Source organism: Nocardioides zeae, assembly GCF_010686755.1.
Lineage (GTDB): Bacteria > Actinomycetota > Actinomycetes > Propionibacteriales > Nocardioidaceae > Nocardioides > Nocardioides zeae.
This window is the reverse complement of the sequence record NZ_JAAGXA010000004.1, coordinates 234,427-250,644: the sequence shown is the minus strand read 5'-3', so window position 1 is coordinate 250,644 and position 16,218 is coordinate 234,427. Positions and strand designations below refer to the sequence as shown.

Annotated in this window: 19 protein-coding genes; 11 read left to right on the top strand and 8 right to left on the bottom strand. The window is 72.7% G+C overall.

Annotation, left to right across the window (positions count from 1 at the left end; translation table 11 throughout):
* Window positions 1–116 precede the first annotated feature (116 nt).
* Window positions 117–614 (top strand): NfeD family protein, encoded by a 498-nt coding sequence (locus G3T38_RS07825; protein ID WP_163771630.1) that lies wholly within the window; start codon window positions 117–119, stop codon window positions 612–614.
* A 43-nt stretch (window positions 615–657) separates the two neighbouring features.
* Complete coding sequence (locus G3T38_RS07820; protein ID WP_174267731.1) at window positions 658–2,193, top strand: flotillin family protein; 1,536 nt, start codon at window positions 658–660, stop codon at window positions 2,191–2,193.
* 92 nt (window positions 2,194–2,285) lie between these two features.
* On the opposite strand, the gene G3T38_RS07815 is transcribed toward G3T38_RS07820, so the two are convergent.
* Window positions 2,286–2,753: a MerR family transcriptional regulator gene (locus G3T38_RS07815; RefSeq protein WP_163771628.1), complete on the bottom strand. Its 468-nt coding sequence runs from the start codon at window positions 2,751–2,753 to the stop codon at window positions 2,286–2,288.
* Window positions 2,754–2,816: 63 nt separating this feature from the next.
* On the opposite strand from G3T38_RS07815, the gene G3T38_RS07810 reads away from it, so the two are divergent.
* A complete protein-coding gene (locus G3T38_RS07810) occupies window positions 2,817–3,749 on the top strand; it encodes an NAD(P)/FAD-dependent oxidoreductase (RefSeq protein ID WP_163771627.1) in 933 nt (310 codons plus the stop codon).
* Between the two features lie 10 nt (window positions 3,750–3,759).
* On the opposite strand, the gene G3T38_RS07805 is transcribed toward G3T38_RS07810, so the two are convergent.
* Window positions 3,760–5,217: an NAD-dependent succinate-semialdehyde dehydrogenase gene (locus G3T38_RS07805; protein ID WP_163771626.1), complete on the bottom strand. Its 1,458-nt coding sequence runs from the start codon at window positions 5,215–5,217 to the stop codon at window positions 3,760–3,762.
* Between the two features lie 106 nt (window positions 5,218–5,323).
* On the opposite strand from G3T38_RS07805, the gene G3T38_RS07800 reads away from it, so the two are divergent.
* The 4 genes from G3T38_RS07800 to G3T38_RS07785 are packed head-to-tail and all read left to right on the top strand — an operon-like array spanning window position 5,324 to window position 8,824.
* The gene (locus G3T38_RS07800) at window positions 5,324–6,334 is read left to right on the top strand and encodes an ABC transporter ATP-binding protein (protein WP_163771624.1); all 1,011 of its coding nucleotides are present in this window, start codon (window positions 5,324–5,326) and stop codon (window positions 6,332–6,334) included.
* Window positions 6,331–7,092, top strand: a complete 762-nt coding sequence (locus tag G3T38_RS07795; RefSeq protein WP_163771622.1) for an ABC transporter permease — start codon at window positions 6,331–6,333, stop codon at window positions 7,090–7,092. Before G3T38_RS07800 ends, G3T38_RS07795 begins: the two co-directional genes overlap by 4 nt.
* Complete coding sequence (locus G3T38_RS22565) at window positions 7,089–8,204, top strand: histidine kinase (RefSeq protein WP_163771620.1); 1,116 nt, start codon at window positions 7,089–7,091, stop codon at window positions 8,202–8,204. The genes G3T38_RS07795 and G3T38_RS22565 overlap by 4 nt, the downstream gene beginning before the upstream one ends.
* A complete protein-coding gene (locus G3T38_RS07785; protein WP_163771790.1) occupies window positions 8,198–8,824 on the top strand; it encodes a response regulator transcription factor in 627 nt (208 codons plus the stop codon). Before G3T38_RS22565 ends, G3T38_RS07785 begins: the two co-directional genes overlap by 7 nt.
* Before the next feature lie 142 nt (window positions 8,825–8,966).
* On the opposite strand, the gene G3T38_RS07780 is transcribed toward G3T38_RS07785, so the two are convergent.
* Together G3T38_RS07780 and G3T38_RS07775 are read right to left on the bottom strand one after the other, a co-directional pair.
* Complete coding sequence (locus tag G3T38_RS07780; RefSeq protein ID WP_163771618.1) at window positions 8,967–10,169, bottom strand: TerC family protein; 1,203 nt, start codon at window positions 10,167–10,169, stop codon at window positions 8,967–8,969.
* A gap of 123 nt (window positions 10,170–10,292) precedes the next feature.
* On the bottom strand, window positions 10,293–11,399 hold the full coding sequence (locus tag G3T38_RS07775) for an SGNH/GDSL hydrolase family protein (RefSeq protein ID WP_163771617.1): 1,107 nt from the start codon (window positions 11,397–11,399) through the stop codon (window positions 10,293–10,295).
* 342 nt (window positions 11,400–11,741) lie between these two features.
* On the opposite strand from G3T38_RS07775, the gene G3T38_RS07770 reads away from it, so the two are divergent.
* Together G3T38_RS07770 and G3T38_RS07765 are read left to right on the top strand one after the other, a co-directional pair.
* Window positions 11,742–11,879, top strand: a complete 138-nt coding sequence (locus G3T38_RS07770; protein ID WP_163771615.1) for a hypothetical protein — start codon at window positions 11,742–11,744, stop codon at window positions 11,877–11,879.
* 174 nt (window positions 11,880–12,053) lie between these two features.
* Entirely contained in the window at window positions 12,054–12,659 is a 606-nt protein-coding gene (locus G3T38_RS07765) for a YceI family protein (protein WP_163771613.1), read from the top strand.
* Between the two features lie 90 nt (window positions 12,660–12,749).
* Here G3T38_RS07765 and G3T38_RS07760 read toward each other — a convergent pair whose 3' ends face one another.
* Window positions 12,750–13,172: a DUF1707 domain-containing protein gene (locus tag G3T38_RS07760; RefSeq protein WP_163771611.1), complete on the bottom strand. Its 423-nt coding sequence runs from the start codon at window positions 13,170–13,172 to the stop codon at window positions 12,750–12,752.
* On the bottom strand, window positions 13,169–13,900 hold the full coding sequence (locus tag G3T38_RS07755) for a PadR family transcriptional regulator (RefSeq protein WP_163771609.1): 732 nt from the start codon (window positions 13,898–13,900) through the stop codon (window positions 13,169–13,171). The genes G3T38_RS07760 and G3T38_RS07755 overlap by 4 nt, the downstream gene beginning before the upstream one ends.
* 104 nt (window positions 13,901–14,004) lie before the next feature.
* Between G3T38_RS07755 and G3T38_RS07750 the strand changes: the two genes are divergently transcribed.
* Window positions 14,005–15,003: a glycoside hydrolase family 6 protein gene (locus G3T38_RS07750; protein WP_163771606.1), complete on the top strand. Its 999-nt coding sequence runs from the start codon at window positions 14,005–14,007 to the stop codon at window positions 15,001–15,003.
* A 4-nt stretch (window positions 15,004–15,007) separates the two neighbouring features.
* Here G3T38_RS07750 and G3T38_RS07745 read toward each other — a convergent pair whose 3' ends face one another.
* Window positions 15,008–15,499 carry a glutathione peroxidase gene (locus tag G3T38_RS07745; RefSeq protein WP_163771604.1) on the bottom strand — a complete coding sequence of 164 codons (492 nt, stop codon included), beginning with the start codon at window positions 15,497–15,499 and terminating at the stop codon, window positions 15,008–15,010.
* A gap of 123 nt (window positions 15,500–15,622) precedes the next feature.
* On the bottom strand, window positions 15,623–15,796 hold the full coding sequence (locus G3T38_RS07740) for a CsbD family protein (protein WP_163771602.1): 174 nt from the start codon (window positions 15,794–15,796) through the stop codon (window positions 15,623–15,625).
* A gap of 122 nt (window positions 15,797–15,918) precedes the next feature.
* Here G3T38_RS07740 and G3T38_RS07735 point away from each other — a divergent pair, with 122 nt between their 5' ends.
* Entirely contained in the window at window positions 15,919–16,149 is a 231-nt protein-coding gene (locus G3T38_RS07735) for a hypothetical protein (protein WP_163771600.1), read from the top strand.
* Window positions 16,150–16,218: the final 69 nt, after the last annotated feature.

Genomic DNA, 16,218 nt, shown 5'->3' with positions numbered 1-16,218 from the left:
GGTGCTCTTCCCCACCCTGGGGACGCGGCCCGACGCCGGCGGCGGAGGTGTGCGAGGGTGGAGGCGGGGGTAGGACCAGGTGCACCGCCCCCTTGCCCCGAGGAGACGTGCTGCCCGTGACCCCCTTCGTGATCATCGGACTCTGCGGCGTCGGCGTGCTCCTGCTCTCCCTCGTCCTCGACGGCATCCTCGACTTCGACGGCCTCGCGGGCGACTGGTTCTCCACGGCCGCGCTCGGCGGTTTCGTCTCCGCCCTCGGCTTCGGCGGCGCGATCGCGCAGGGCGCCGGTGCTCCCCAGCTCGTGGCCACGGGCATCGGTGCGGGCGCCGGTCTGCTCGTCGGCTGGTTCAGCGCCTGGCTGACCCGGCTCGTCCGCTCGGGCGCCACCGACGAGACCCCCACGACCCGCGACGTGGTCGGCTGGGACGCCCAGGTGGTGTCCGCGATCCCCGACGGCGGGTACGGCGCGATCACCGTCCGGCGCGGCGGCCACACCTTCCGCTTCAACGCCCAGGCCGAGCGCGCGCTCCCCGCAGGCACCGAGGTGCACGTCACCGGCGTGCTCTCACCGACCGCGGTGACGGTCGCCGCGACGTACGACGTCCTCCCCTGACCCCCGCACGACCTGCACATCCACGACCGAAAGGCCCATGTACATGGACCCGGTACTGACATCGATCATCGGATTCGTCGTCCTCTTCGTGCTGCTGGTGCTGCTCATCACCAGCCGCTACAAGGTCGCCGGCCCCAACGAGGCGTTCATCGTCACGGGCCGCAAGGGCAAGGCGGTGGTCAACCCGGAGACGGGTGAGCTCACCACCGACCTCTCGGGCCAGAAGGTCGTCATGGGTGGCGGCACGTTCGTCATCCCGTTCGTCCAGAAGCTCGGCAACCTCGACCTGTCGTCGCGCCGCATCTCGGTGCAGATCCGCGGCGCGGTCTCCGGCCAGGGCATCAAGCTCAACGTCGAGGGCGTCGCCATCGTCAAGGTGGGTGGCAACGCCGACCAGATCCGTCTCGCCGCGCAGCGGTTCCTCTCCCAGCAGGGCGACATCGAGCCGTTCACGCAGGAGGTGCTCGCCGGTGCGCTGCGCTCCATCGTCGGCGGCCTGACGGTCGAGCAGATCATCCGCGACCGTGCGGCGTTCGCGCAGCGTGTGGCCGACGAGTCGGAGAACTCGCTGACCGGCCAGGGCCTCATCCTCGACACGTTCCAGATCCAGGACGTCACCGACGACGGGTCCTACCTGGCCGACCTCGGCCGGCCCGAGGCGGCGCGCATCCAGCAGGAGGCGTCGATCGCGGAGGCCAACGCGCGGCAGGCCGCCGAGCAGGCCCGCATCGCCGCCGAGGAGGAGATCGCGATCTCGCAGCGCGCCCTCGCGCTGAAGCAGGCCGAGATCCGGGTCGAGACCGACGCCGCCCAGGCTCGTGCCGCTGCGGCCGGCCCGCTCGCGCAGGCCGACCAGGACCAGGCGATCCTGCTCGAGCAGGAGAAGGTCGCCGTGCGCCAGGCGGCGCTGACCGAGCGCGAGCTCGAGACGAAGGTGCGCAAGCCGGCCGACGCCGAGCGCTACCGCGTGGAGCAGGACGCCGAGGCCAAGCGCTCCGCCGAGATCGCCGCCGCCGAGGCCCGCAAGGCCTCGACGATCGCGGCCGCGGAGGCCAAGGCCCAGGAGGCCCGCCTCAACGGTGAGGCCGAGAAGGCCCGTCGTTCCGCGCTGGCCGAGGCCGAGGCCATCGAGGGTGAGCGCCGTGGTGCCGCCGAGCGCGCCCGCCGTGTCGCCGAGGCCGACGCCGTCCGTGCCGAGGGCGAGGCCCAGGCTGCCGCCGTGCTCGCCGTCGGTCAGGCGGAGGCGGAGGCGATGGACAAGCGCGCCGAGGCGTTCGCGCACTACAACGACGCCGCGGTGCTGCAGATGCTCATCGAGGTCCTGCCCCAGATCGCCAAGGAGGTCGCGGCCCCGATCTCCGCGATCGACAAGCTCACCGTCGTCTCCACCGACGGCGCGGGCGCGATCCCGAAGCAGGTCACGAACAACCTCGTGCAGACGCTCGACATGCTGAAGACGTCGACCGGCCTCGACCTCGACGCCCTCATCAAGCGGTCGGTCGGCTCCGCGACCGAGAAGATCGGCCTCGGTTCCGGCGCGGATGCCTCCGACAGCACCGCGGAGCAGCCCACCGCCTGATCCCCCAGGGCCCTCCCGCCCGACCCCACCCCGGGACGTCATGCGAACCGGTCGCCCCCGCGACCACCTCGCATGACGTCCCGCGGTGGTTCTCAGTCGACGGCGGCTCGCGCGCGCCGTACCGCTCCCTCCCAGCTCGCCTCCGCCGGGAGCGGCGGCCGCGGGCGCGACTCGTCGAGGAGGTCGGCGAGGAATCCCTTGTAACGGGGGCAGTTGGTGACGTCGTGCGCCCGGCAGGCCAGCGCGTGCTCGGTCATCTCGCGCCACAGCTCCATCGACCGCACCCGCTCGGCGATGTCGTCGAGGTGGGCCTGCAGCACCTCGCGCCGCCCCTCGGCCTCGCTGTCGAGCAGGATCCGGATCTGCTCCAGCGTCATCCCGGCGGCCTTGTTGCGCACGATGGCCGCGATCCGCACGATGTCGCGCTCGACGTAGCGCCGCCGTCCGGCACCGTCGCGCCCCGGCTCGAGGAGACCTTCGTCCTCCCAGTGCCGCAGCACGTGCGTCTCGAGCCCGAACCGGCTCGCCGCAGCCCCGATGCTCCACTCGCTTGACTTCATCCCAACATGAAGTCACACGCTGGTGACCAGCGCAAGCATCCATCACCCGCGAAGGAGCACCCCATGTCCGAGATCCGTGACGCCCTCGTCGTCGGCGGCGGTCCCGCCGGCCTCCAGGCGGCCCTCACCCTGGGCCGCATCCACCGGTCGGTGACGCTCGTCGACTCCGGCCGCTACCGCAACGCCACCGTCGAGCACATGCACAACGTCCTCACGCACGACGGCCGCCCGCCGGTCGAGTTCCGGGCGCAGGCCCGGGAGCAGCTGGCCGACTACGACGTCGAGCTGCGCGAGACCGGCGTCGAGTCGATCGCCGGCGACGTGGCGACCGGGTTCACCGCCACCCTCGGCGACGGGACGACCGTGCGGGCCCGCCGGGTCGTGCTGGCCACCGGCCTCCGCGACGAGCTGCCCGCGAAGGAGGGGCTCGACGAGCTCTGGGGCACCGTCGCCGCGCAGTGCCCGTTCTGCCACGGACACGAGTTCCGCGACGGCCACCTCGTGGTCCTGGGCGCCGGCGCACCCCAGGTGCACGGCACCGCCCTCATGCGCCGCATCGCGGGTCGCATCTCGGTGCTGGCCGACGGCCAGCCGGTCGAGCCCGAGGTGCGGGCCCAGCTCGAGGCACTCGGCGCGACGGTCGTGGAGGCGAAGGTCGAGCGCTTCGAGCGGTACGGCGAGGGCGCGCGCGTCCTGCTCTCCGACGGCGAGGCGATCGACGCCATCGGCGTGCTGGTGACGCCGACGTTCCACCAGGCCGCGCCCTTCGCGGAGCAGCTGGGGCTCACCCTGCTGCCGTCCGGATGCGTCGAGATCGACGACATGGGGCGCACGAGCCTGCCGGGCGTGTTCGCCGGCGGCGACCTGGCCCACCGTCCGTCGTTCCCGATGCCGATGCCGTCGGTGATCGCGGCGATGGCGGCGGGCCAGATGGCCGGCGCCGCCACCGCCGCCGACCTGCTCGCCGACGACATGGCCGCCCTCGGGGCTGGCTGAGGGACCGACCTCAGCCCCCCACGGCGATCCCGACGTACGTGGTCTCGAGGTACTCCTCGATGCCCTCGAACCCACCCTCGCGCCCGAAGCCGGACTGCTTCACGCCACCGAACGGCGCGGCGGGGTTGGACAGCAGCCCGGTGTTGATCCCGACCATCCCGTAGTCGAGCCGCTCGGCCATCCGGATCGTCCGCTCGATGTCGCGGGTGAACACGTAGGAGGCGAGGCCGTACTCCGTCGCGTTCGCCCGCTCGACGGCCTCGTCCTCGGTGGTGAAGGTGGAGATGGGCGCGACGGGCCCGAAGATCTCGGTGGTCGCGATCGCGGCCTCGTGGGGGACGTCGGTCAGCACGGTGGGCGGGTAGAAGTAGCCGGGCCCGTCGGGCACGGTGCCGCCGGTGAGCACGCGGGCGCCGTCGTGGACGGCGTCGGTGACGAGCTGGTCGATCTCCTCGACGGCCTTGGCCTGCACGAGCGGACCGACCTCGACGCCGTCGTCCTGCCCGCGGCCCACCCGCATCGCCCCCATCCGCTCCGCGAGTGCCGTGGAGAACGCGTCCGCCACCGACTCGTGCACGAGGAACCGGTTGGCCGCCGTGCACGCCTCGCCCATGTTGCGCATCTTCGCGAGCACGGCCCCCTCGACGGCGGCGTCGACGTCGGCGTCCTCGAAGACGATGAAGGGCGCGTTGCCGCCCAGCTCCATGGACAGCCGCTGCAGCTGCTCGCTCGACTGCTCGACCAGCTTCTTCCCGACGGGCGTCGAGCCCGTGAACGACACCTTCCGCAGCCGCTCGTCGGCCATGAGGATCGACGAGACCTCGCCCGACCGCGTCGACGTCACGACGTTGAGCACCCCGGCGGGCAGGCCGACCTCCTCGAACACCTGCGCCACGGCGAGCGTGGTCAGCGGCGTGAGGGCGGCCGGCTTGACGACCATCGTGCAGCCCGCGGCGATGGCGGGGCCGATCTTGCGGGTCGCCATGGCGATGGGGAAGTTCCACGGCGTGATGAGCAGGCAGGGGCCGACCGGCTTCTTCACGGTCAGCAGCCGGGACCCGCCGGCGGGCGCGTCCATCCACCGGCCGTGGATCCGCACGGCCTCCTCGGCGAACCAGCGCAGGAACTCTGCGCCGTACGCCACCTCGCCCGCCGCCTCCTTGAGCGGCTTGCCCATCTCGAGGCTGATCAGCCGGGCGAAGTCGTCGGTGCGCTCGACGATCCGCTCGTACGCCGCGCGCAGGATCTCGCTGCGCTCCCGCGGCGGGGTCCGCGCCCAGTCCCGCTGGGCCGCGACCGCGGCGTCGAGGGCGGCGACGGCGTCGTCGGCGGTGCCGTCGGCGACGGTCGCCAGCACCGACTCGTCGGCCGGGTCGAGCACGTCGAAGGTCTCGCCCTCGTCGGCGTCGCGCCAGGTGCCGCCGACGTAGAGCTGCGGGGTCAGGATGCCGTCCGGGAGTGCGCTCATGGAGCCAGCGTGCCACCGCGCACCAGCACTCGCATGACAGGTGTCACGGGAGGGTCGTGACAGGCGGGCACGGCGCGGGACCGGTCCGTCGCGGCAGGCTCGGGCCATGACCACGACCCACCCCAGCGGGCCCACCGCGGCCCGGCCGAGCGACGGCCCCGCGGTCGCGCTGCGGTCGCTCACCAAGACGTTCCGCACCCGCGCCGGCGAGGTGACGGCCGTCCGCGGCATCGACCTGACGATCCAGCCCGGCGAGGTGGTGGCCGTCCTCGGGCCCAACGGCGCGGGCAAGACGACGACGCTCGACATGCTCCTCGGCCTCACCGACCCGACGAGCGGCAGCGTCGAGGTCTTCGGCCTCGCCCCCCGGCGGGCGATCGCGACGGCCCGCGTCTCCGCGGTGCTGCAGACCGGCGGCCTGCTCCACGACCTCACGGTCGCGGAGACGGTGCGGCTGATCGCGTCGACGTACCGGCACCCCGCGCCCGTCGACGACGTGCTCGCGCGCGCCGGCCTCACCGACCTGGCGTCCCGCCTCGTCTCGAAGTGCTCGGGCGGCGAGCAGCAGCGCCTGCGGTTCGCGCTGGCCCTGCTGCCCGAGCCCGACCTGCTCGTGCTCGACGAGCCGACCGCCGGCATGGACGTCACCGCCCGCCGCGACTTCTGGGCGACGATGCACGCCGAGGCCGCGCGCGGCCGCACGGTCGTGTTCGCGACGCACTACCTGGAGGAGGCGGACCAGTTCGCCGACCGCATCGTGGTCGTGGCCGACGGCCTGGTCATCGCCGACGGCACGACCGCCGAGATCCGCTCGCGGGCGTCGGGCCGCACGGTGCGTGCCACCCTCCCGGAGACGCTCTCCTTCGAGGAGCGGCACCAGACGCTCGTCGCCCTGCGTCGTCACCCCGGTGCCGCCAGCGTCACGGCCGACGACTCGGGCCGCGTCGCCGTGGTCGCCACCGACTCCGACGCGGTGGCCCGCGTGCTCCTCGTCGACGTCGGCGCCCACGACCTCGAGGTCGTGACCGGCTCCCTCGACGACGCCTTCGTCGCGCTCACCAGCGCCCCCACCAGCGCCCCCACCGACGCGTCCGCCCCGCAGGAGGAGTCCCGATGAACACCACCTACCTCGGCCTCGAGGTCCGACGCTTCGTCCGCGACCGCGCGAGCCTCTTCTTCATCGTCGCGCTGCCGGCGTTCCTCTACATCGTCTTCGGCGCCACCCAGGACGGCTCGCAGGCGTCGGTCGGCAACGGCAACGTGGCGCTCTACATCATGTTGTCGATGGCGGCGTACGGCGCGGTGACCGCCACCGTCGGCGTCGGCGGCACCGCCGCCGTCGAGCGCATGCAGGGGTGGGGCCGCCAGCTGGGCCTCACGCCGCTGCCCGACCTCGGCTTCGTCGTCGTGAAGGCCACCCTCGCGGTGCTCGTCGCCCTGCTCCCGGTGGCCCTCATCTCCGTCCTCGGTGCGCTCACCGGCGCCTCGGGCACCGCGGCCGCCTGGGCGCTGAGCCTGCTCGCGATCGCCATCGGCTCGGTGGTCTTCGCCCTGTTCGGTCTCTGCGCCGGTCTGGCCTTCCGCAGCGAGGCCGCCGTGAGCGCGGCGAGCGGTATGGTCGTGATCCTCGCGTTCCTGGGCAACGTCTTCGTCCCCCTGAGCGGCACGCTGCTGACGATCGCGAAGTTCACGCCGCTCTACGGGTACGCCACGCTCGCCCGCTACCCCGTCACGGAGGGCCGCCTCATCTCGAACGACGGTTCCGACCTCGGCACCGACCCGCTGTGGGTCCCCCTGCTCAACCTGGGCGTCTGGTGCGCGGTGCTCGGCGTCGTCGCGGTGCTCCTGGTGCGCCGGGGGCGTGCGCGCCAGTGAGCTCGACGACCGACCACCCCGCCGGTACGGCGCGGAGCACCGCCCCGGCGGACCCCGGTGTCCGCTGGGGCTGGGCGATGGCCTGCATCTGGCTGGTCTTCATGCTCTTCCCGGCGCTGGACCTGCTCCAGACGCCGCGGCCCCTGGCCCAGCAGGTCGTCGGGTGGACGGTGCTCGTGCTGTTCGTCGCCGTCTACGTCCACGGGTTCGTCATCGCCGACCTGGGCTGGATGCAGGCCCGCCTGCCGTCCTGGTGGCCCGTCGCGGGGCTCGTCGCGCTCGTCGCGTTGAGCGCCGCCTCGGTCGCCCTCCAGGGCATCTCGTCGATGGGGTTCTTCATCTACACGTCGGCGTACGCCCTGTTCCTCGCCCCGCTGCGCATCGCCTCCGTGGTGGTCGGCGTGCTGGTCGTCGCGACGGCCGTGCTCGCCGGTCTCGTCGAGGCGTTCTCCGGCGGCGCCTTCTTCCTGCCGGTGCTCGTCGCGACCATCGTCACGATGGTGGTCGCCCGGGTGCTGGAGGACCGCCGGGACATGCTGCGCGAGGTGGGCGAGGAGATCGCCCTCGTCGCCGAGCGGGAGCGGGTGGCCCGCGACGTCCACGACGTGCTGGGCCACAGCCTCACCGTCGTCGTCGCCAAGGCGGAGCTCGCGGAGCGGCTCGTCGACCTCGACCCCGAGCGGGCGAAGGCCGAGATCGCGTCGATCCGGTCGCTCAGCCGGGAGGCGCTCGGCGAGGTGCGGGCCACCGTGTCCGGCCTCCGGGTCGCCCGGCTCGGCGACGAGCTGGCCTCCGCCCGGGAGGCGCTGACCGCCGCGGACATCGTGGCGGACGTGCCGAGCGACCCCGACGTCGTCGACCCGCGCCGCCGCATCGTCGTCGCCTGGGTGCTCCGCGAGGCCGTGACCAACGTGGTGCGGCACAGCGGCGCCTCCCGCTGCACGGTCGAGCTCGGCGACGCCCGCCTCGCCGTCAGCGACGACGGCCGGGGTGGGGTCCACCAGCCCGGCAACGGGCTGCGCGGCATCGGCGAGCGCGTCCGCGCCGCCGGAGGCACCCTCACGGTCACCAGCGGGCCCGAGGGCGGGACACGACTGGAGGTCACCTGGTGAGCACCATCCGCATCCTCCTCGCCGACGACCAGGCGCTCGTGCGGGGCGCGCTGGCCGCGCTCCTCGACCTGGAGCCCGACCTCGAGGTCGTCGCCCAGGTCGGGCGGGCCGACGACGTGGTCGCCGCCGCGGAGCGCAGCGCGGCCCACGTCTGCCTGCTCGACATCGAGATGCCGGGCAGCACGGCCGTCCCGGACGGCATCGCGGCCGCGGCGGAGCTCGCCCGCGCCGTACCCTCCGCCCGCTCCCTCATGGTCACCACCTTCGGGCGCCCCGGGTACCTGCGGCGTGCGCTCGAGTCGGGGGCTGCCGGCTTCGTCGTCAAGGACACCCCGGCGGGCGAGCTCGCGGAGGCCGTACGGCGCGTGCACGCCGGCCTGCGCGTCGTCGACCCCCTCCTGGCGGGGGAGTCGCTGGCCGGCGGCGCCAACCCGCTGACGGAGCGCGAGGCGGAGGTGCTGCGTGTGGCCCTCGACGGCGTGCCCGTCGCGCGGATCGCCGAGCGCGTGCACCTCTCGGCGGGCACCGTGCGCAACTACCTGTCGTCGGCGATCGGCAAGACCGGCACGTCCACGCGCGTCGAGGCCGCCCGCGTCGCCCGCGACCGCGGCTGGATCTGACCCCCCACCCCACCCGGGACGTCATGCGGGGCGGCGGCCCGGGCGACCGCGGCGCATGACGTCCCGCAGAGGAGCCGCCAACGGAACGGGGCCGGAGCGACCTGGTGGTCGCTCCGGCCCCGCCGGTGCTGGGTGACGGACCTCAGAGGGTCTTGCCGCCCGGGGAGACGTCGCCGTGCGCCTCGTGCACCCGGGCGAAGAGCGCGTCGAGCTCGGCCCGCTCCTTCGCGTCGGGCTGGAACTTCTCCGGCAGGTCGGCGATCTGCTGCTCCTTGGCGGCCACCACGGCGTAGAGCCGGTCGTGCTCGGCCGGGTCGTGCGTGTAGGAGCCGTCGAGGTAGTGCTCGGCGTTGGCCTTCGCCGCCTTGATCGTCGACTCCGCCTTGCCCTTCGGCGAGAGCAGCGAGGCGATGACCGTGATGGCGAGGACGCCGACGATGACGCTCAGCGAGACCGCGATCGAGACCTCGGGGATGACGGTGACGTGCTCGCCGCCGTTGATGAACGGGATCTCGTTCTTGTGCAGGGCGTGGATGAAGAGCTTCACACCGATGAAGCCGAGGATGACCGCCAGGCCGTAGGACAGGAACACGAGGCGGTCGAGCAGGCCGTCGATGAGGAAGAACAGCTGCCGCAGGCCCATGAGCGAGAAGGCCGTCGCCGTGAAGACGATGTAGGACTCCTGCGTGAGCCCGAAGATGGCCGGGATCGAGTCGAGCGCGAAGAGCAGGTCGGTGCCGCCGATCGCGATCATCACGAGCAGCATCGGCGTCAGCATGCGCTTGCCGTTGACGACGGTGAACATCTTGTCGCCGTCGTACTCGTCCGAGGTGTGGAACCACTTCTTGGCGAGGCGGATGACGAAGTTGTCGATCTCGCCCTCTTCCTCGTCCTCCTCCTTCAACAGCGACAACGCCGTGTAGATGAGGATCGCGCCGAAGAGGTAGAAGACCCAGGAGAAGTTGTTGATGGCCGCGGCGCCCACGAAGATGAACGCGCTGCGGGCGAACAGGGCGAACACGATGCCGAAGAGCAGCACCTTCTGCTGGTCCTCGCGCGGCACCTTGAAGCTCGCCATGATGATGAGGAAGACGAAGAGGTTGTCGACGCTGAGCGCCTTCTCCGTGATGTAGCCGGCGTAGTACTCACCGCCGTACCTCCCACCCCACTCCCACAGCACGAAGAAGCCGAACGCGACCGCGAGCCCGACGTAGATCGCCGACCAGATCGCCGCTTCCTTCAGCGTGGGGATGTGTGCCTTCCGCACGTGGAAGAAGAAGTCGAAGGCCAGCAGGCCTGCGATGACGACGATGGTGAGACCCCAGATCAGTGGGGAGACATCCATGGACGGGCTCCGATCAGTTCATTCAGCCAGAGGGAGAGGACGGGGTACGCCGCGGCTGTCCCGCGACGTACCCCTCTCAGGCTCCTCCAACGAGCCGGTGCCCTCCGTGGTTCCCGGGGTGCGTCACTCGGCGGGCGCGGCACCCCTCGCGACGGCGTCGTGGGCCCGGTCGAGCTGCGCCACGTCGACCTGGGCCGGGCTCACACCGCGGTCGAGGGGCGCGCGCTCGGCCTGCAGCGCGGCCTGCTCGCCGGAGCGGGAGGCGGCCTCCGCGACCACGGCGTCGGTGACCGTCACCGTGGTGCCCACGGCGGCGCCGACGAGCGGCGTGTAGCCCTGGGCGTGCCCCGCGACGTTGGGGTGGTAGCTCTCGACGACCGGGTTGGAGAGGCCGTTGAGCCACTCGGGGTCGTCGCACACGGCGTGGCCGGTGAAGGCGCCCGTCGGGTTCACGAAGGTGAAGCCCGCCGCCGACGCCGCAGCGGCGGTGCGGCTGTTGAGCTGGTCGGCCGTCGCGTTGAGGCGCGTCTGCTCCTCGGGCGAGAAGAAGGTGAGGGCGTCGCAGTCCTCACCCATGAACAGCCGCGGGTAACCCGCGACGACGACCTCCGCGGCCGGCGCCGCAGCCCGGATCTCGGCGTAGAGACCCGAGAGCCGCGACGGCAGCGTCGCGGCCACGAACGCCTGCGCCTGGTCGATCGCGGCGTCGCAGTCGCTCGCCCAGGCCGGCAGCGCGCACTCCGTGATGACGCCGGTGAAGTCGGCGTCGTTGCCGCCGATCGTGAGCGTGACCAGGTCGGTGTCGGGCCCGAGCGCTCCGAGCTGGTTGGCCCGGACGTCCGCGACGACGGAGCCCGAGCACGCCCGGAAGTCGAGCGCGTAGCCGTTCGCTGCGGCCAGGAGCGAGGGGAAGGCGCTCGCGGAGCGCAGGCACTCCGTGCCGTCGTCGAGATAGCTGCGCGTGCCGGTGCCGGACGAGTAGGAGTCGCCGAGAGCGACGTACGTCGACCCGGCGGGCACCGCTGCCCCCACGGAGGTGGAGCCGGAGACGCCGGGCGTGGCGGAGGCGGTGTCGGGGCCGGCGCCGGTCGAGCCGGACACCGGGTCGGCGACGGCGGCGCCGCTGCCGAGGGCGGTGGCGGCGAGGGCCAGACCGGCCCCCGCGGCGAGCAGGCGGCCTGCGGGCCTGGCCCACGATCGGCCGGCGGACAGGAAGGGGTGGATCGCCATGTGTTCCTCCCGAGAATGATGGCGAGACGGGTGGCGCCCGAGCGGCACCACCAGCACCGTAGGCGCGGCCACCGACAGTCCGCCACCCTCGCGACCCGACCCACGGCCCGGACCCTTCCGGTTGCGCCGAAGGCTCGTTCACCTTTCGTTCATCTCCGGACGCCCGCCGTTCACCTCGCCCGACCGGCTCGAGTGGAGCGACATCGCCCCCTCGGGGGCCGAAATCGGGGTCCGAGTGGGGCGGACGTGCCCGATCCGGCGCGTTTCGGGTCACGTCGACTACCGAAGTGCCGACCGGTGGGCTATCTTTTGGTGAACGGAACATGAACAGGAGGTGTCACCATGCACAACGCCGCACAGGACCGCCGCTCCGCGCCCGCCATGACCTGGGTCAAGGTCACGGACATCAAGGGCCGCACGCGCATGGAGGCTCGCTGGACCTCGGCCTCGTCGGCCGTCGCCCGACCGGCCGCCGCCTGACGCTCCCCGCACCCACCACTCCACGTCGGAGCCGCCACCCCACCCGGGGTGGCGGCTCCGTCTGCATTTCACCCACGCGCCACCGGCGGAGGCTTGACGCTTCAACCGGACCGGAGTACCGTTTCTGTTGAATGTTCAACTAGAACACCAGCGACCACCCCGGAGGACAGCACCATGGGCATCTTCAACCGCAAGGCCACCACCGACACCGCGTCCGACTTCGACGCCCCCACCACCCTGCTCGACGACATCGCCGGCGACTACGCCCTCGACATCACCCACACGCGCTTCGGCTTCTCCGTGCGCCACGCGATGGTGACGACGGTGCGCGGCTCCTTCAAGGAGTTCGAGGGCACGGCGCACGTCGACACGGCCACGCCGGCCAACTCGAAGGTCGACATCACCCTCAAGGCCGCCAGCATCGACACCGGCAACGCCGACCGCGACGGCCACCTGCAGACCGGTGACTTCTTCCAGGCCGACGTGTTCCCGAACATCACCTTCGTCTCGACCAAGGTCGAGCGCGAGGACGCCGACACCTGGCTGATCACGGGCGACCTCACCATCAAGGACGTCACCAAGCCCGTCACCGTCGAGCTCGAGCAGACCGGCTCGGCCCGCGACCCGTTCGGCAACGTGCGCATCGGCTTCGAGGGCGGCGTCACCATCAACCGCAAGGACTGGGGCCTCACCTACAACGCGGCCCTCGAGACCGGCGGCGTGCTCATCTCGGAGAAGGTCAAGCTCGAGTTCGACATCTCCGCGGTCCAGTCCGCCTGAGCGACCCCCCGCACGGTCCCGTCACACCCTGACGGGCACCCACCGACGCCCCCGCCCTCCCCTCACCCGGGGAGAGCGGGGGCGTCGTCGTCACGACATCCGGCGGGCGAACAGGAACGCGAACACCACCGCCAGGGGCAGGAGCACCAGCACGGCGCCGACCTCGCCGACGGCGGTCAGGCCGAAGACGGTGAGGAGCACGACCCCGAGGCCGACCGTCCACGTCCGTCGCGCCACCTGCCCCGGGGGACGGCGGCGGACGACGTCGTGCCGCGGCGCGTTCCAGTCGACGCCGTCGCCGGCCCTCCGCTCGAGCGAGCCCCCGATCGCGACCGGGTGCGGGGCGGGCAGGTCGTCGAACACCGGTCGGAGGTCCGCGGCGTACCGCGCCGCCCACACCCGCGCGAGCCGCTCCTCGTGCTCCTCGACGTCCAGCCGCCCGGCGACGTGGTGGTCGGCGAGCACCTGCGCCGCCTCGGCGCGCTCCGCGTCGGACAGGCGCAGGTCGGTCACTTGTCGCCCTCGGCCAGGATCCCGTAGAGACGGCGTCGCGCGTCGGCCAGCACCTCCAGCGCCTGCTTGCGCTGCGCGTCGGTGCCCGTCGCGACGATCTGCCACAGGGCGCTCATGACCTGGCCGATCTCGGGCAGCGCACCCTGCGGGTCCGGCTCCGGCGGGGCGAACGGCCGCCACACGGCGGCGAGCTCGTCGGCGTGGGCCGCGACGTACGCGCGTCCCTCCGCCGTCAGCGTGAGCGTGCGGCGACCCAGGGGCTCGTCGGCGACGACGAGGCCCTCGTCCTCCAGCTGCTGGATGGTCGGGTAGACCGAGCCCGGCGACGGCTTCCACTCCCCGTGGGAGCGCTCCGCGATCTCGTTGATGACCTGGTAGCCGTTGCGCGGCTCCTCGGAGAGCACGTCGAGGATCGCCGCACGCACGTCGCCGCGCCTGACGCGCGGCCCGCTCGGGCGCGGGCGCTCCGTCGGCGCGTCGAAGCCGAGCAGCGCCGCCATCCACGGGGGCACCGGCTGGCCGTGGCGGCCACCGGGACGACCGGCGCCGCGACCCGGGCCACGGCCCGGACGCGGTCCGCGGCGACCCGGCTGCGGCGGCCCGAACGAGGACAGCGCCTCACCCCACGCGGCCCACTCGCCGCCGCCGAAGCGGTCGGACCCGCTCCCCCGGCGGCGCTCACCCTTCTGCTCGTCGCGCTCCGCGTCGTCGTCCGCGTCGTCCCACATGGCTGCTCCTCATCGACAGTCGGCGATATATCGCGAGCGTACGCCGACCGGCCGGATCGGCCAAGCAGGCCTCGGGGAGGCGGTCCGCGCCGTACGCTCCGCCCATGACCCTGCGCCGCGCGCCCTGGTCGGTCGCGGGCGTCGCGGTCGCCACCCTGCTCCTCAGCCTGCTGGCCCCCGGCGGCACGCCCGTCGCCGCCGCGACCCCGGTGACCGCGTCGGTCGCGGCGGCCCCGGCTCCGGCGGCGCTCGACCCGCGGCTCACGCGTGGCTTCCTCATCGACCCCTCGAGCCTCGCGATGAAGGCGGCGGCGAAGGACCCGTCGTTCAAGCGCATCGCGGGCGTCGCCCAGGCGCGGTGGTTCACCTCGGCGCTGCCCGTCAGCAAGGCCCGGTCCGCGGCGAAGTCGTGGGGCGACTACGGCGTACGGAGCCAGAAGACCCCGCTCGTGGCCATCTACGCGCTGCCTGGCCGGGACTGCGGGAACCACTCGGCGGGCGGGTTCGACCCGACGACGTACCGCTCGTGGATCCGGGAGGTCGCCGCCGGGCTGAAGGGGTCGCGGGCCGTCGCCGTGCTCGAGCCCGACGCGCTCGCGCTGCTCGGCTCGTGCACCGGGCAGGAGCAGTGGCTGCCGCTGATCCGGTACGCCGCGCAGCAGCTCCAGGCGGCCGGGGTGTGGGTCTACCTGGACGCCGGGCACTCGGCGTGGCAGCCGGCCAGCGTGATGGCCGACCGGGTGACCCAGGCCGGCATCGCCTACGCCCGCGGCGTGTCGGTGAACGTCAGCAACTACCAGGGCACCAACACGGTGGGGGCCTACGGTCAGCAGGTGGTCGCCGAGCTCGCACGCCGCGGCGCCCACGGCAAGACGGTGCTCGTCGACACCTCGCGGAACGGCGGCGGTGCTCCGGCCGACGGCCAATGGTGCAACGCGCCCTCGGCCCGGCTCGGCATGAACCCGCGGGTCGTCAACGCGAAGAGCATCGACTTCGTCGCCTGGGTCAAGCGGCCGGGCGAGTCCGACGGCACCTGCAACGGAGGCCCGCCGGCCGGCCAGTGGTGGCCGACCGGGGCCAAGCGCCTCATGGCCAAGCCCTGAGGCGTCAGCCCGCGAGCGCCTTCTCGATGTCGCCGGCGATCTTCGCGGGCTTCGTCGTCGGCGCGTAGCGGTCGATGACGCGTCCGTCGCGGCCGACGAGGAACTTGGTGAAGTTCCACTTGATCTTGCCGCCGAGCAGGCCGGACTTCTCGTGTCGCAGCCAGTCGTAGACCGGGTGGGCGCCCGGGCCGTTCACCTCGACCTTGGCGAACATCGGGAACGTCACGCCGTAGTTGCGCTGGCAGAAGGAGCCGATCTCGTCGGCGTCGCCGGGCTCCTGGCCGTTGAACTGGTTGCACGGGAAGCCGAGGACGACCAGTCCCTGGTCGCCGTACGTCCGGTACAGCTCCTCGAGGCCCTCCAGCTGCGGCGTGAACCCGCACTGGCTGGCGGTGTTGACGACGAGGACGACCTTGCCGGCGTACGTCGCCAGCGGCTCGTCGTGGCCGTCGAGACGGGTCGCGGTGAAGTCGGACAGGGTGCTCTTCGTGCTCACGGGGTTCCTCGGGCTTCCTCGGGTCGCTGCGGACGTGCATCGGGGCGGGACACCGGTGGTTCGGCGCCGTCCGTCGTGCGGATGGCTCCGTCCCACCGGTGTCCCGCCCCGGGGAGCACGGTGTCAGGAGCGGAAGACGTCCTTGACGTTCTCGCCGGCCTGCTTGGCGGACGCCTTGGTCTGGTCCGCCTTGCCCTCCGCCTTCAGCTCGTCGTCGTTCTTCGCGTCGCCGAGGGCCTCCTTGGCCTTGCCAGCGAGGTCCTGCGCGGTGTTCTTGGCCTTGTCGGCGATACCCATGGTGCAACCTCCGTGCGTCGTCGGATGGAGCGGACGCCCTCCACGGTAGGCACGTGGTGGTGGAAACCCCAGGAAGTGTCGAAGCACCCCCGCGGCCGGACGCCCGCGGCGAGGATGACGCCATGCAGGTCTCGACACCCGACGGGCGCACCGTCGACGTACGCCGCCGGTTGCTCCCCTGGCAACCCCGCCGACGGCTGGGTTACGAGCCCGGCGACGCCAGCGACGGCGACCTCGGGGGCGACAGCCTCGTGGGCATCGTGGTCGGGATCCTGTTCGTCGTCGTGATCCCCCTGCTCGTGGTCGTCGGGGCACTCCTCGTCGAGCTGCCCCTCACGACCGGACCTGCCTGAAACGGGTCGTGGGCCCCCCCCGCCGGCAACAGGCGCGCGGGGGGCACCCACCCGGGGGGCCGGGGGGGT